The organism is Gemmatimonadaceae bacterium (genome assembly GCA_035533755.1).
Taxonomy (GTDB): Bacteria; Gemmatimonadota; Gemmatimonadetes; order Gemmatimonadales; family Gemmatimonadaceae; genus JAGWRI01.
Genome location: DATLTC010000029.1, coordinates 1 through 14,581 on the forward strand (window position 1 = coordinate 1; position 14,581 = coordinate 14,581).

Annotated in this window: 14 protein-coding genes; 4 read left to right on the forward strand and 10 right to left on the reverse strand. The window is 71.0% G+C overall.

The features are described from left to right. Positions 1-272 precede the first annotated feature (272 nt). The 3 genes from VNE60_04855 to VNE60_04865 all read right to left on the reverse strand — a co-directional run bounded on the left by VNE60_04855 (position 273) and on the right by VNE60_04865 (position 2,842). A complete protein-coding gene (locus tag VNE60_04855; GenBank protein HVB30839.1) occupies positions 273-1,235 on the reverse strand; it encodes a hypothetical protein in 963 nt (320 codons plus the stop codon). A gap of 93 nt (positions 1,236-1,328) precedes the next feature. Then, a complete protein-coding gene (locus tag VNE60_04860) occupies positions 1,329-2,105 on the reverse strand; it encodes a DUF3108 domain-containing protein (GenBank protein ID HVB30840.1) in 777 nt (258 codons plus the stop codon). Next, positions 2,102-2,842: a glycosyltransferase family 2 protein gene (locus VNE60_04865; GenBank protein HVB30841.1), complete on the reverse strand. Its 741-nt coding sequence runs from the start codon at positions 2,840-2,842 to the stop codon at positions 2,102-2,104. Before VNE60_04865 ends, VNE60_04860 begins: the two co-directional genes overlap by 4 nt. 209 nt (positions 2,843-3,051) lie before the next feature. Here VNE60_04865 and VNE60_04870 point away from each other — a divergent pair, with 209 nt between their 5' ends. After that, on the forward strand, positions 3,052-4,644 hold the full coding sequence (locus VNE60_04870) for a M28 family peptidase (protein ID HVB30842.1): 1,593 nt from the start codon (positions 3,052-3,054) through the stop codon (positions 4,642-4,644). Between the two features lie 18 nt (positions 4,645-4,662). After that, on the forward strand, positions 4,663-5,415 hold the full coding sequence (locus VNE60_04875) for a hypothetical protein (protein ID HVB30843.1): 753 nt from the start codon (positions 4,663-4,665) through the stop codon (positions 5,413-5,415). Here the strand turns inward: VNE60_04875 and VNE60_04880 are convergent. Then, entirely contained in the window at positions 5,369-6,127 is a 759-nt protein-coding gene (locus VNE60_04880) for a gamma-glutamyl-gamma-aminobutyrate hydrolase family protein (protein HVB30844.1), read from the reverse strand. The genes VNE60_04875 and VNE60_04880 overlap by 47 nt on opposite strands. A 173-nt stretch (positions 6,128-6,300) precedes the next feature. Here VNE60_04880 and VNE60_04885 point away from each other — a divergent pair, with 173 nt between their 5' ends. Together VNE60_04885 and VNE60_04890 are read left to right on the forward strand one after the other, a co-directional pair. Next, positions 6,301-6,825: a hypothetical protein gene (locus VNE60_04885; GenBank protein ID HVB30845.1), complete on the forward strand. Its 525-nt coding sequence runs from the start codon at positions 6,301-6,303 to the stop codon at positions 6,823-6,825. A gap of 1 nt (position 6,826) precedes the next feature. Then, entirely contained in the window at positions 6,827-8,548 is a 1,722-nt protein-coding gene (locus VNE60_04890; protein ID HVB30846.1) for a hypothetical protein, read from the forward strand. Positions 8,549-8,582: 34 nt separating this feature from the next. Here the strand turns inward: VNE60_04890 and VNE60_04895 are convergent, their stop codons facing one another. The 6 genes from VNE60_04895 to VNE60_04920 all read right to left on the reverse strand — a co-directional run. Further along, the gene (locus tag VNE60_04895) at positions 8,583-9,689 is read right to left on the reverse strand and encodes an oligopeptide/dipeptide ABC transporter ATP-binding protein (GenBank protein HVB30847.1); all 1,107 of its coding nucleotides are present in this window, start codon (positions 9,687-9,689) and stop codon (positions 8,583-8,585) included. Then, positions 9,686-10,705 carry an ABC transporter ATP-binding protein gene (locus tag VNE60_04900; GenBank protein HVB30848.1) on the reverse strand — a complete coding sequence of 340 codons (1,020 nt, stop codon included), beginning with the start codon at positions 10,703-10,705 and terminating at the stop codon, positions 9,686-9,688. Before VNE60_04900 ends, VNE60_04895 begins: the two co-directional genes overlap by 4 nt. Beyond that, positions 10,698-11,597 (reverse strand): ABC transporter permease, encoded by a 900-nt coding sequence (locus VNE60_04905; GenBank protein ID HVB30849.1) that lies wholly within the window; start codon positions 11,595-11,597, stop codon positions 10,698-10,700. The genes VNE60_04900 and VNE60_04905 overlap by 8 nt, the downstream gene beginning before the upstream one ends. After that, on the reverse strand, positions 11,587-12,552 hold the full coding sequence (locus VNE60_04910; protein ID HVB30850.1) for an ABC transporter permease: 966 nt from the start codon (positions 12,550-12,552) through the stop codon (positions 11,587-11,589). The genes VNE60_04905 and VNE60_04910 overlap by 11 nt, the downstream gene beginning before the upstream one ends. Positions 12,553-12,555: 3 nt before the next feature. Beyond that, positions 12,556-14,241 (reverse strand): peptide ABC transporter substrate-binding protein, encoded by a 1,686-nt coding sequence (locus tag VNE60_04915; GenBank protein ID HVB30851.1) that lies wholly within the window; start codon positions 14,239-14,241, stop codon positions 12,556-12,558. A 65-nt stretch (positions 14,242-14,306) separates the two neighbouring features. Further along, the coding region (locus VNE60_04920; protein ID HVB30852.1) for a hypothetical protein at positions 14,307-14,581 on the reverse strand (275 nt) is incomplete at its 5' end.

Below are 14,581 nucleotides of genomic sequence, written 5' to 3' on the forward strand. Positions count from 1 at the left end.
CGGTGAAGATCGCGATCGTGGGCGTGATCGTGTATCTGGTCATTCGCATTGTGAGTCCCGCCACGGCGCGCCGGTTGCGCGAGCGGTGGTCGGGGACTTCGGCGATGTAGAGAGAGACACGCGCGGCGCGCCCGGAATCGCGCGGCGTGTGGGGCGGCGGATGTGGCGGTTGGATGCCATGTCCGCCGTTCTTTATTGGTAGGACGGTAGGATGGTAGGGGGGTAGGACGGATGACTGCGGAACGCCGTTTACCCACGACCGCCCTACCACCCTACCGTCCTACGCCTTCAAGTTCGTCCACTACACCCCACACCAACAGCGGGACCATGATCTCATGGTGTCCCGTGATCTCGTACCCGGCGCCGCTCTGGAGCGTGGGCCGCTGGACGACGTTCACGCGGGGACGGTAGTGCCGCTGCATGTCGAGGTCGCAGCTCACGAAGCCCTGCGGTTTGCCGGCGTGCAGGTTGCGGGCGATGGTGAGCGCTTTGAGGAACACCTCGGGCATGATCACGGCGCTGCCGAGGTTGAGCACCACGCCGCCGTCGTCGAGACGGAGCAGCGCCGCGGCGAGGCGTCGGAAGTCGCGGTGGCTGGTATCGCCGATGGCAGCGCCGTTGGCGGCCGGGTGCTGATGGATGATCTCGGCGCCGATGGCGGCGTGCACGGTGGTGCCCACGCCGAGCCGGTGCGCATTGAGCAGGATCGAGAGTTCGGGGTGCGCCAGGCTCGGCTCCGCGTCGAGCGCCACGGCGAGCGCCTCGCCCATGCCCATCTGGCGGTTCATGCCGGCGGTGAACGCGTCGTTCATGCCGCGGCCGGTTTCTTCGGCCATGCCGAAGGTGCCGTCCTTGAGGCCGGCGGCCACGTCTTCGGAGGTGGCGCCGAAGCGCGCGATCTCGTAGTCGTGGATGGCGGCCGAGCCGTTCATGGCCACGTGGGTGGCGATGCCGCGGCGCATGAGGTCGATGAGGAGCGGAGCGAGTCCGGTCTTCACGATGTGGCCGCCGAGCATGAGCACGACGCCGCGGTCGCGGCGCTTGGCGTCGGCGATGGCGTGGACCACGCGGCGGAAGTCGCGGGCCACGAGCACGTCGGGCAGCGACGCGAGGAAGGCGTGGAACGACCGATCGGTGCCGGGCGGGTGGGCGAACTCTTCGGCGCGCACCTTGTTGGGGCGGCGGGCCACGGGCACGGTGCGGACGGCGCTGAGGTCGGCTTCGTCGTGTGTCATGGGGACGGTAGGACGGTAGGACGGTAGGGGGGTAGGACGGCACAACGGCACAACGGCACAACGGCACAACACCACAACGGCGGAACGGCGTCGCTAGGGGCGGAGGGTATCCGCTGCTACATGATACGACCGGAGGTACAGGTTGAGCGAGCCGAACGAGAGCTTGCTCCTGAGTTGCAGGAGCATGCGGGTGGCGTCGTCGGAGAGCCAGATCTGGGCTTCGCCGCCCTCGGAGAAGATGCCGCGCGTCTTGATGATCGGGCGCACGACGATGGCATCGAACGTGCCGGCGGGCACGGTCACGCGCTCTCTGCGCAGCACGATGAGGCGCACGGGGTTGCGGTCGGGGCGGAAGTAGCGGTCGAATGCATATTCGTGGCCGACCTCGAGCGGGACGGTGCGCACGAAGTACAGGAACGACGCGTCGTCGAGTGGGTCGCTCACCGACGGCTGGGGCTCGTTGCCCGCCTGCACGTAGACACGGCGGTTGGGAAATATCTCATACAGGTAATCGCGATCGCGGCTGCCTTCGGCGAGGTGCTGGTGAAAGCGCAGCGAGGCGAAGCGGGTGGTGTCGATCCAGCTCTCCAGCACGTCGTTCACGCGGTAGAAGAACGTGCCACCGCGCACGGTGAAGACGGTGTGCCAGGCGGTGATGCCGCGCACGGTGTCGAGGCCGGCCACCCGCATGCTCGCTCTGCCCACCTTGATGGGCCCGAAGCGCACGTCGTAGTCCAGGCGCTCGCCGGCGACGAGCGGCACGGCAGCCGGCTGCGCGTGCCTGGCGGGGGCCAGGGGGTCCTTCTGTGCGCCGGCGCGCGCCGCGAGCGCCAGCAACAGGGCGGCGGCTCCGCGGGCGAAGAGGCTCACGACGTGGCGGGACCCCGGGCGCGGAGATCGCGGGCCATGCGGTAGAGGCCGAGGGCGTCGCTCCAGGGGCGCACGCGGCTCTCGCGCGGTCGCAGGTCGTAGCGGGTGTCGAGCGAGACGGTCTCCACGCGGCGCGCGAATTTGGACGCGCGCACGAGCAGCTGCACGTTGGCGGCCCAGCCGTCGGCGTCGACGATGGGGCGGTCGCCCAGCTCCTTGAGCAGGTCGCGCAGGATGGCGATGCGGTAGAGGCGCAGCGAGCCGAACGGATCAGTCACGCCGGGCACGCGCGAGAACGGCCGGAGGATCCACGGGGCCACGCGGCGGAGGCGCCGCGCGGGCACGGGGAGCGACTCGGGCGGCCGTTCGGCCACCACGATGTCGGCGCCGCCCTCGAACCGCTTGATGAGTTCGGGAAGGTGTTCCGGGGGATCGGTGAAGTCGCCCTGCATGACGACGAGGGCGTCGCGCCGCGGATAGCGCGTGCGCTGCGACGCGGTGCGGGCCAGCGCGTCGAGGGCGCGGGCGTATCCCACGTGTTCCGTGCCGCCGATCACGGTGAGGGGCAGCACGTCGTGGTAGGGTTTGAGCACCTCGGCCGTGTCGTCGGTGCTGCCGTCGTTGTACACCAGGATCTCGTGCTCGCGCGAGTACTGCTGGAACACCTTGCGGATGCGCCAGAGCAACAGCCCGATGGTGGGGGCTTCGTTGTACGCGGGGATGCAGACGTAGAGCACGGTTGGATGCTGGGTGAGGGTGATGGTCCGAGGAAAGCTAGGCCTCCGCCGGGTGGCGGGAAGGGGGACGGGCCATGGTGCGAGGCCGTGGAATGATGCCGGCGGGTGGTACGGGGGGCGTAAACTGCTTGCGCGGGGCGGCGATGCGGCACTACGCTGTGTGCATCGTGCGTCGGCGATGGCGGCGGATCCCATTCGGGGAGACGGGCATGCGAGTCTGGCGGGCACTGGCGCTGGCCCTGGCGACGGGTTGCGCGACGGGGAGTGCGGGGGGCGGCGGAGCGGCCGCCGCGGCCGCCGCGGCTGCTGCGGCGGCGGCGCCCACCGAAACGCCGATCGCCTCGCGATCTCCGACGATCTCGCCCATGGAGCTCCAGCGCGATCTGTACGCGTTCGCGGACGACTCGATGCGCGGACGCGAGACGGGCACGCCCGATGCGGTGCGCGCCGCCACGTTCATCGCCAACCGGCTGGCCGTGCTCGGGCTCGAGCCAGCGGGGGACAGCGGGTTCTACCAGCGCGTGCCCCTGGAGCGCGAGGACATCGTGGCAACCACACGGTTCTCGGTGGAGGACGGGGGCACGACGCGCGCGCTGGCGCTGGGACGGGATCTGCTGCCGCTGACCACGCTGGGACTGGGCGCGTACACGGCGCTGGACGCGCAGGGCCCGATCGTGTTCGGCGGCTACGGCATCGACGACGATGCGCTGGGCCGGCACGACCTGCGCGGGCTGGCGGTGCAGGGCAAGGTGCTGGTGATCGTGCATGGCGCGCCGCCGGGCGCCGACTCGGCGGCCCGCGCGAAGTACGACGCCGAGGGCTACCTGAGCGTGCTGCTGCAGCAGGTGCTGCCGCTGCGGCCGGCGGCGGTGATCGTGCTGATGACGCCGGCCACGCGCGAGCTGTTCGACGAAGCGGGGCCCTCGCTGCTGCGCGCGGTGTCGATCCGCACGGGGGCAGCGGCGCCCACCAAGCAGATGCGGATATTCCCCATGGTGCTGTTGGGGCTGGCCACGCCGGGCTCTCCGCTGCTTCCCAAGGGCTGGCCGGCCGACGATCACGCGCAGGACCTCGCGGGCACGTTCAGCGGCCACGTGGACACGCGCCGGACGCCGGTGACCGGGTACAACGTGGTGGCCGTGCTGCGGGGCGGCGACCCCCGGTTGCGCCACACGTACGTGGCCTTCGGCGCGCATCTGGACCACATCGGCATCCAGCCGGGCATGACGCCCGACTCGATCGCCAACGGCGCCGACGACGACGGGTCGGGCAGCGTGTCGCTGCTGGCGATGGCGCGCGCGATGCGGGTGCTGCGGCCGGCGCGGTCGGTGCTCTTCGTGTGGCACACGGGCGAGGAGAAGGGGCTGCTGGGGTCGAGCTGGTTCACCGCCCATCCGACGGTGCCGATCGATTCGATCGTCGCCGAGCTGAACGCCGACATGGTGGGCCGGAACGCGCCGGGCGAGCTGTACGTGGTGGGGCCGGGCACGGCGCCCAACGGCCAGAGCAAGGTGCTGGGCGCGATCGTGGATTCGGTGAACGCGAGCGAATCACAGCCGTTCCGCATCAACCGGTCGTTCGACACGCCGGCCGATCCGGAGCGCATGTACTACCGCAGCGACCAGTACAACTACGCGCTCAGGGGAATACCGGTGGTGTTCTTCACCACGGGCCTGCACGCCGACTACCACAAGGTGACCGACTCGGTCGACAAGATCGGCTATGTGAAGATGGCGTTGGTGGACCGCCTGATGATGGACGTGGGGCTGGCGGTGGCGAATCGTCCCACGCGACCCAGATAACGCGACGTCGGAGGCGACGTGATTCAACCGGATACCCGGCGGCAGATGACGCGCGAGGATGCCCAGTTGGCCATTCGACTGGTGTGCCGCGAATCGAGCGACGCGAGCGGCGGCGGGGCGGCGTGCGAGCGCGACCTGCAGGCGCGGCTGGCCAACGAAGGGCTCGACGCGGTGCTCGACGATCCACGACTACCGCCGGCGCTGATGCAGGATCCGATGGCGGCGCTCGTGTCGCTGCGCCTGTTCACGTACGTGATGGTGCGCTACGTGTTGCGGCGCATGGGCGAGGAGGACCGCGTGATCGGCGACTACGCGGCCGCGTTGGTGCTGGCGTTCGGGGTGCGCGATCGCAGCCGGCGATGCGATGATCACGACGACGAGACGTACGACACGCTGGCGGATCTCCTGCGCGACGCCGAGGGGCGGGACGCAGGGCGGAGCTACCGGGTGCGGGCGCACCTGGGGAACTACGCGCTATGGCTGAGCGGGCTGTATCCGGATCACATCGAGCACCGGCGGTGGCGGCGCGGCGGGCCGCAGCTGGAGTACTACGAGGCGATGGGCAAGCGCGGGTTCGCGATGGCGGCCGAGCATCCGTCGGCGCGGGCGCGTGGGACGGCGGAGCTCTACGCGGCGATGGCGGAGCGGTTCGCCACGTTGCGCGTGGCGCTCACGGGGTTCAGCGACGCGCTGCTGTTTCCCGACGTCCACACCCCGGAACGGCTCATGCGACAGGTGCGGGACGAAACGCGCTGGCGTTGGACGCAGTGACGGCGCGCGCGAAGGCGCCGAACAGCGTGCGATCCCACGCCTCGGGCGTCTGATCGAGCTCTTCGGGGTGCCACTGGACGCCGACCATCCACCACTCGTCGCCGGCCCACTCGGCGGCTTCGATGATGCCGTCGTCGGCGCGCGCGGCCACGCGCAGCCCGCGGCCGATCCGGTCGAGGGCCTGGTGGTGGAGGGAGTTCACGGTGAGGCGCGTGGCGCCGAGCGCGCCCGCCAGTCGGGTGCCGTCGTCGATCGTCACGCCGTGGACGCGGGCGCCGCGGTCCTCGTCGCGCGCGTGGGGCAGCGCGTGTGGGCGTTGGGCGGGGATGTCCTGAATGAGGGACCCGCCGAAGGCGACGTTCACGAGTTGCAGCCCGCGGCAGATGGCGAGCGTGGGTAGCCGTTGCGCGTGGGCGGCGACGGTGAGGGCGATCTCGGAGCGGTCGCGTTCGGGGTGCGGCGGGTCGGCTCTGGGGTGGGGAGCGGCCCCGAACAGGGCGGGGTCGACGTCCTCGCCGCCGGTGAGGACGAGTCCGTCCACGCGGCGGAGCAGGGCGTGGGCGGCGTCGGGCGCGAGCGGGGGGACGACGACGGGGATGAGACCGGCGCGCTGCAGGGCGTCGGTGTAGCGTTGGTTCAGCCGCACGCGCGGCAGGCCCCGGATGAGCTCCGTGGTGGCGGTGACGGCGACGACGGGCAGCGGGTGCGGCATGGATTGGATGCGGTGCGGTGTGGTTGCCACGATACGGCGCTACACGGTATCGTACCGAGTTGGCCACACGCTGCGCCAGCCTTGTCCACGCGCCGGGCGCGTCGAAACGCGCGCCTGGCGCATTCCGTAGGTGGATCGTGTTCGAAAACCTTCGCCAATCGTTGGACGATCTCATGGCTCGCGCCACGAAGCCCGAAGAGCGCCGCGATGCGCTGGCGCGCATGAAGGACTCGCTGGTGCAGGCGCGGCTGGGGGTGGAGGATCTGCGCGCCGGCGTGGTGAAGGCGCGCGCCCAGGCGGACGCCGAGCGGCGCGAGCTGGAGACGGTGCGTCGCCGCAAGGCGCTCGCGGAGGGCATCCACGATCAGGAGACGGTGGATCTTGCCGCCAAGTACGAGGGGCATCACGCCGAGCGACTGGAAGTGCTCGATCGCAAGGTGGAGGTGCAGGAGCGGGAGCTGGGGTTGGCGGAGCGCGAGCTGGACGAGATGAACGCCGAGTTCAAGCGTCACGCGATCGGGGCGGTGCCGCCCGCGTCCACGGCGGGCGCGGTGCAGGATCCGCTGGCCGAGGAGACGGGGGAATCGGCGCGCGAGGCGATCGACGCGCTGGGCCGCGAGCGGGCCAGGGTAGCCCGCGACGAGGAGGCGGAGCGTCGGCTCGAGGCGCTGAAGCGGCGCATGGGGAAGTCGCCGTAGGATGCGCATTCCGGCGTGCCTCTCGGTGTGCGCGGTGGCGGTGGCGGGGGCGTGGCCGGGGACGGTAGGCGCGCAGACGCCGCAGGTGGTGCCGTGCAACGGGCAGCGCATCGAGGCGCTGCGCATCGTCACGGTGGCGCCGTCGGTGGCGGGCGTGCAGCGGATTCCGGTGGTCTCGGAGATCGCGCGCCACGTACACGTGACGACGCGGCCCAACGTGATCGAGCGATTTCTGCTGCTGCACGTGGGGGATCGGTGCTCGGAGCTGCGGCGCGCCGAGTCGGAGCGCATTCTGCGGGCGCAGCCGTTCATTGCCGATGCGACGGTGCAGGCGGTGAAGAGCGACTCCGGCGGCGTGGACCTCGAGGTGCACACGATCGACGAAGTGGAGCTTCTGTTCAGCGCCACTGCCCGGGCGAAGATGCCGTTCCTCACGCAGTTGCGGATGGGCAGCGCCAATGTGAACGGCGAGGGGATCTCCGCGGTGGGCCGCTGGTGGCACGAGCCGGCGTTCCGCGATGGGCTCTCGGTGGGGCTCACCGATTATCAGATGTTCGGACAATCGTATCAGGGGACCGTGCAAGCGGCGCGCGATCCGCTGGGCGGGTCGTACCACTTCGGGCTGCAGCGGCCGTTTCTCACCGATCTGCAGCGCACGGCGTGGCGCGTGCAGCAAGGCGAGGCGGTGGATTACGTGCGCTTCGTGGATCCGTCGCGCGTGGTGCATGCCATGCGCGCGGAGCGGGCGTATTCCGACATCGGCGGCATCGTGCGGATCGGTCCGCCGGGACGGCTGCTGCTGCTGGGCATGTCGATCTCGCACGAAGGGGAGCATCCGGGGACGGCACCGTTGCTCCTGTCGTCGGGCGGCGTGGCGCCGGATACGAGCAGCGAGTTCACCGGCCGGTACACGGCGCACTCGGTGTCGCGCCTGAATGCGCTGGTGGGATACCGCAACCTGCGTTACGTGCGCACCACGGGATTGGACGCGCTGCGAAACACGCAGGACGTGCCGGTGGGGATCCAGGCGGGCGCGCTAATCGGGAAGAGCGCTTCGTTTCTGGGCTCGGCCGACCAGGACATGCTCGTGGGCACGGACATCTACGCGGGCTGGGCGTCGGCGCGGTCGGGGCTTCGCTTCCAGGCCTCCGGCGAGGCACGCCGGTCGTTCAACGGGCCGGCGTGGGACGGCGTGCTGGGCAGCGGGCGGCTGGCGCAGTTCCAGCGCGTGGGCGAATCGGAGATGTTGATCGGCTCGCTGGAGTGGAGCGGCGGATGGCGGGTGCGGGTGCCGTTCCGCATGACGCTGGCGGGCGTGGACGGGGGAATCCGCGGGATGTCCGAAGGGCAGGAGCAGGGCGGGCGGCGGGCGATCATGCGCGTGGAAGACCGCATCGATCTGGGGACGCCGTGGGGCAGCACGGCGGACATCGGCGTGGCGCTGTTCGCCGACGCCGGGCGGCTGTGGGCGGGCGACGTGCCGTACGGGGTGACGACGCCTCTGCGCTACTCGGCGGGGTTCAGCCTGCTGGCGGCGGTGCCGTCGCATTCGGCGCGGATGTGGCGGCTGGACGTGGCGTTTCCGCGGGTGCCGGGCCGGGGCGTGCGGGTGGCGTTCCGGCTGTCGCGGAGCGATCAGTCCACGGTGTTCTGGCGCGATCCGCGGGATGTGGCGAGGGCCAGGGAGCGGAGCGTGCCGGCGAGTCTGTTCAATTGGCCGTGATGCAGTAGGACGGTAGGAAGGTAGGACGGGAAACCTACGGTGAGGCGAGGCCCCGCGAACGCGTGTGGAGCGCGGCGACGGGGACATACCGCTCGGGCGGGTGGGTCGCACCAGCGTCCTGCTGCTGCGCCCACGAGACGGCGGTGGGCGTCTGCTTGATGCATGCCACGAGGTGTCCGGGTGCCTTCTCTTCGAGCGGCGGCACGATCCGGGTGCAGGCGGCGTCCTTGCCCGGGTGTTGGCACCGCGGATGGAAGACACAGCCCGAGGGCGGAGCGGAGGGCGACGGCACGTCGCCCTGAAGGATGATGCGGTCGCGCGACGCGGTGGGGTCGGGCACGGGCACGGCCGACAGCAGCGCCTGCGTGTACGGCATCAACGGTTCGCGGTAGAGATCGCGGGCCGTGGCCGTCTCGACGATGTGGCCCAGATACATCACGGCCACGCGGTCGGCGATGTGCTCGATCACCGCGAGGTCGTGGGCGATGAACAGATACGCGAGCCCGCGGTCGCGCTGCAGGTCCTGCAGCAGGTTCACCACCTGGGCCTGCACCGACACGTCGAGGGCGGACACGGGCTCGTCGCAGACGATGAACGACGGTTCCACGGAGAGCGCGCGGGCGATGCCGACGCGCTGCCGCTGGCCGCCCGAGAATTCGTGCGGGTACCGCGACGCGTACTCGGGCCGCAACCCCACCTCTTCGAGCAGCTGGCGCACGCGCCGGTCGGCGGCGTCTCCCTCGGCGAGGCGATGGATGGTGAGTCCCTCGCGCACGATGGCGCCGATGGTCATCCGCGGGTTGAGCGACGAGAAGGGATCCTGGAACACGATCTGCATCCGCCGGCGCAGCTGGCGCAATTCGCCGGCGCGCAGGGCGAGCACGTCGCGGCCGTCGAAGCGGACGCTGCCGCTGGTGGGCTCGATGAGCCGGAGCACGGCGCGGCCGGTGGTGGTCTTGCCGCACCCCGATTCGCCCACGAGCCCGAGCGTCTCGCCCGGCATGATGTGGAACGAGACGCCGTCCACGGCGCGCACGGGGCCGGGCGCGCGGCCGAAGAGCGGGGCGCGCCGCGCGAAGTGCTTGGCGAGATCGCGGACGTCGAGCAGCGGAGCGGTCGTGCCGGCGATGGGGGCGGTCATGCGATCTCCGCCGGCGCCGCCGGCGGGTGCGCGACGCGGCGTTCGGGTTCCACGGCCAGGTGGCAGCGCGACGCGTGATCGGCGCTCAACTGATGGAGCGCGGGATGTTCGCGTTCGCAGCGCTCCCAGGCGAAGGCGCAGCGATCGCGGAACCGGCAGCCGGCGGGCCAGTCGGTGGGCGCCGGCACGGTGCCGGGGATGGTCTGCAGACGTTCGCGGGACGCGCCCAGGCGGGGCATCGCGGCGAGCAGCCCCTGGGTGTAGGGGTGGTGCGGGTGCGCGAACAGCTCGCGCACCGGCGCCTGCTCCACCGCCTCGCCGCCGTACATCACGACGACGCGCGAGGCGGTCTCGGCGATGACGCCGAAGTCGTGCGTGATGAGGAGCACCGACATGCCGAACTGCCGCTGCAGCTCGGCGAGCAGCTCGAGGATCTGCGCCTGGATGGTGACGTCGAGCGCGGTAGTGGGCTCGTCGGCGATCAGGAGGTCGGGCTGCATCATGAGCGCCATGGCGATCATGACGCGCTGGCGCATGCCGCCCGAAAGCTGGTGCGGATATTCGCGCGCCCGCTCGCCGGCGGCGGGGATGCCCACGCGGTCGAGCATCTCCACGGCGCGCTTCCAGGCTTCGGCCCGCGACGCGCCGGCGTGGATCCGAGCCACCTCGGCCACCTGGTCGCCCACCGTGAACACCGGGTTCAGGGCGGTCATCGGCTCCTGGAAGATCATCGCGATGCGATTGCCGCGCACGGCGCGCATGGCGCGCCCGTCGAGCGACAGGAGGTCGCGGCCCTGGAACAGGATGCGGCTGCCCGACTCGATGCGGCCGGGCGCGCCGATCAGGCGCAGGATGGACAGCGCCGTGACCGACTTGCCGCATCCGGATTCGCCCACCACGCCCACCGTCTCGCCCGGCGCAACGGTGAGCGACAGGCCGTCCACCGCCCGGGCAACGCCGCCGGCGGTGTGGAAGTACGTGCGCAGGTTCTCGATGGCGAGCAGAGGCTCAGCCATGGGCGGGCTCCTGGAATTCGGATCCGGGGTGTGCGGGAAGCTGTCGTGGGTCGAGCAGATCACGCAAGGCGTCGCCGAGTGTGTTGAGGGCGAGCACCGTGGCGACGATCGCGACGCCGGGAAAGATCACGGCCCACCAGCTGGACACGAACTGGTTGGCCGCGTCCTGGAACATCGTGCCCCAGCTTGCCGTGGGCTCGCGGACGCCGATGCCGAGGAACGAGAGGCCGGCCTCGAGCACGATGACGTTGCCCACCGCCAGCATGCCGGCCACGATGACGGGCGCGAGCACGTTGGGGAGCACGTGGCGCCAGACGATGGCGGACGGACGCGCGCCCAGTGATCGCGCGGCGACCACGAACTCCCGGTCGCGCAGGGCCATGGCCTGCGCCCGGACGATGCGCGCGATGTCGAACCAGCCGGTGAGGCCGATGAGCAGGATGAGCCCGGCCAGGGGCACCGGCGACCAGAGCGCGAGCACGGCGATGAGCAGGAGCACGCGGGGCACGGAGAGGAAGGTGTCTATGATCCGCATCATCACCGTGTCCACCACGCCGCCGGCGTAGCCGGCAACGGCGCCGTACAGCGTGCCGACGCTGGACGACAGGAGCACGGCCAGGGCGCCGATGGCGAGCGAGACGCGGGCCCCATACAGCACGCGCGTGTACACGTCGCGGCTGAAGCGATCGGTGCCGAATGGATGGGCGAGCGACGGCGGGAGGCTCTTGAGGCGCACGACGTCGAGCTGCTGCCAGGGCTGGTACCGCGTGAGGAGCGGCGCGAACACCGCCGCGAGCACGAACAGCACGATGACGCCGCAGGCCGCGCGGGCGCCGGGCGTGAGCTGTTTCCAGCCCGGTCCCGCTCGGCGGCGTGGGCCGTCAGTCGGCACGGAGTCTCGGATCGGCCGCCGCGTAGGCGAGATCGGCCAGCAGGTTGCCGAGAACGACCATGCACGTGGCGACGATGACGGCGGCCATCACCAGCGGATAGTCACGCATGCCGATGGCGTTGACGGTGAGCCACCCCATGCCCTGCCAGGAGAACACCTTCTCCACGAACACCGCGCCGCCGAGCAGCGCCGGGAGGGCGAGGCCGGCCAGGGTGATGGTGGGGAGGAGGGCGTTGCGCAGGGCATGCCGGCGCACGACGGCGCGCTCATCGAGTCCCTTGGCCCGCGCGGTGCGGATGAAGTCGAGCGGCAACACTTCGAGCAGCTCGTTGCGCTGGAAGCGCGCCACGCCGGCCGTGGTGAGGAGGGTGAGCGTGAGCGCCGGGAGCACGAGGTGGCGCAAGCGGTCGACGAGCGCGGGAATGGGCGCCATGTACTGGTGCATCACCGGGTCCACCGTGAACCCCGCCGGCAGGATGGGCACCCAATAGGCGAACGCGAGCAACAGCACCATGGCCAGCCAGAAATCAGGGAGCGAATAGAAGAGGAGGGCGATGGTGCCGGCCCATCGCGCGCGCCGGGTGCCGCGGTGCTGTACCTGGAACAGGGCGAGCAGGATGCCGATGGCGAACGCGGCGACGAGCGCCACGCCCATGAGGAGCAGGGTGCGCGGCAACGCCTGGGCGATGGCGTCGCGCACCGGTTCGTGCAGTGATTGCGAATAGCCGAACCGCCCGTGCGCGACGTTGTCGAGCCAGCGGGCGTACTGGACGCCGAGCGGGCGGTCGTAGCCGAACTGGTGTCGCCAGAACGCGCGGGTGGCGGGCGTGATGCTGGGGGCGTCGAAGCCGAACGGGTCGCCGGGCGCGGCGTGGATCAGGAAGAAGGCCAGCGTCGCGACCACCCACAGGACGACGATGGCTTGCCCGAGCCGGGCCGCGACGCGACGCCCCACGGGCTACGGTTTCGGCGCGCCGAGGCCGATGCGATCGCGGTCGATGCGCGCGGCCGGGGGAATGGTCCAGTCGGCGAGGTGTTCCCACCAGCCGTCGGCGCGGAGCGGCGCTTCGTGGAACCGCGTGTTGATGAGCCCGACCGACAGGACGTCGTAGAGCCAGACGGCGGGCGCGTCGTCGGCGATGGTCTGGTACGCGCGCGTGGCGTAGGCCTTGGCCGCGGCGGCGTTGAACGACGCGGTGGCGCTGTCGACGAGCGCGTCGAAGGTGGGGTCGGAGTAGGAGAGGTAGTTGCCGCCGGCGGGAATGATCGACTTGGTGCCCCAGCTCTGGACGGCGCCGGCGGCGTTGGGATCGGTGCTGTAGCCGGCGAGCACGGCGTCGAAATCTCCCGCCGTCTGCTTGGCGAAGAACACCGGGAAGGGGGCCGCGTCGATGTCCACCTTCACGCCCACTTTGCGCAGCGCGTCCTGGATGAGCACGGCATAGCTCATCCGGAAGGCGCTCGACGTGGGCGCGATCAACCGGATCTCGAACGGCCGGCCGTCCTTGCGCCGGATGCTGTCGGGGCCGGTGCGCCAGCCGGCGGAATCGAGCAGGGCCTGCGCGTGGGCCACGTCGTACGGCGGGATGCGGAGCGTGGTGTCGGCAGTGGAGAGCACGCGCGGGAACGGGCCGTACCCGATCGCGCCCAGCGAATCGAAGACGTTGTGGAGCATGGCGCGACGGTCGAGCGCCATCGAGATGGCGCGCCGCACGCGGAGGTCGGCGAAGAAGCGATTGGGCCGCGTGCGTTGCTTGGCGCTGCGGAAGTTCATGCCCATGAAGGCGTACTGCAGCGACGGCCAGGGGAAGGGCCGGATGCCGGCGTGGCCGGCCGCGGCCTTGAGCTGGTCGGGCGTGGCGTTCTCGAGCAGATCGGCCTGGCCGCTCATGACCTGCGCGAACGACGCGTCGTTGTCGGGCGAGATGGCCCAGATGACGCGATCGAGCCGGGCACGGCCGCGATAGTTGGCGGTGTCGGCCTGGATCTCGAGCCGCGAGCCCGGCTGCCAGCTGACGAATCGGAAGCGTCCCGAGCCCACGGGGCGCCGCGCCAACTCGGACGTCGCGAGCTTCTCGGGGGGGACGGCGGCGTACACGTGCTCGGGCATCACCCACAGCTGATACGCGATGTCGAAGAACGACTCCGGCTGGCGCGCGTGGAACCAGGCGATGGCGGTGAGCGAATCCTTGACCGACACCGAATCCACGTTGGCGAGCGCGGGCGCGAACGGCGAGCCGAGCTTGGGGTTCTTGTACAGCGCGAGCGAGAATCGGACGTCGCGCGCCGTGACCGGTTGGCCGTCGTGCCAACGCGCGCGCGGATCGAGATGGAAGACAACGGACATCGAATCGGGGGCCCACGTCCAGCTCCGGGCCAGCCGCGGCGTGAAGCCCGCGTCGCCGATCGTGTGCAGGCTGTCGTCGATCTCGGCGAGGTGGTCGAATACCAGATCCGTCACCTCGCGGCCGAGGATGGTGACCGAGAGGGGCGGGAGCAGGTTGTCGGCGTCACCCGGCGCGGCGATGACCATCGTGCCGCCGTCGACGGCGCCCGCCGCGGACGATGCGGACGGTTCGCCCCTGCCGCACGCAGCGAGCCACACGATGGGGAGACAGCAGGCGGCGAGACGGAGAGTGCGCATGGATGATGGTGGGTGAACGCGATGGTGGGAACGATTGCGAGGCGGGCAGGGTGCGTCAAGCCAATCTACCGCCTCCACGTCCAGCGTTCGTCGGCGAATTCCCCGGTGGCGGCGGCCACCTCGCGCTGCAGCTGCTCGTCGGCGTCCAGCGGCCCGGCGTCCGGCGAGAGCGCGCGCAGCGCCGAGACGAGCGCGTCGGCGACGCGCGCGAAGGGCGGGGCCTGGCCGAGCACGACGTCGAGCGATGCCGCGGGCGGCGTGACGGTGGGCCGGCGCTGGCGCAACAGCTCGCCGATGAGCGCCTGGTCGTCGGCGAGCAGGATGGACCCGTGCTGCAGGA

Coding starts and splice junctions, on each gene's coding strand:
- VNE60_04915 (HVB30851.1), bottom strand. CDS start 14,241: ATGCGCACTCTCCGTCTCGCCGCCTGCTGTCTCCCCATCGTGTGGCTC.
- VNE60_04900 (HVB30848.1), bottom strand. CDS start 10,705: ATGGCTGAGCCTCTGCTCGCCATCGAGAACCTGCGCACGTACTTCCAC.
- VNE60_04870 (HVB30842.1), top strand. CDS start 3,052: ATGCGAGTCTGGCGGGCACTGGCGCTGGCCCTGGCGACGGGTTGCGCG.
- VNE60_04885 (HVB30845.1), top strand. CDS start 6,301: ATGGCTCGCGCCACGAAGCCCGAAGAGCGCCGCGATGCGCTGGCGCGC.
- VNE60_04880 (HVB30844.1), bottom strand. CDS start 6,127: ATGCCGCACCCGCTGCCCGTCGTCGCCGTCACCGCCACCACGGAGCTC.
- VNE60_04890 (HVB30846.1), top strand. CDS start 6,827: ATGCGCATTCCGGCGTGCCTCTCGGTGTGCGCGGTGGCGGTGGCGGGG.
- VNE60_04895 (HVB30847.1), bottom strand. CDS start 9,689: ATGACCGCCCCCATCGCCGGCACGACCGCTCCGCTGCTCGACGTCCGC.
- VNE60_04855 (HVB30839.1), bottom strand. CDS start 1,235: ATGACACACGACGAAGCCGACCTCAGCGCCGTCCGCACCGTGCCCGTG.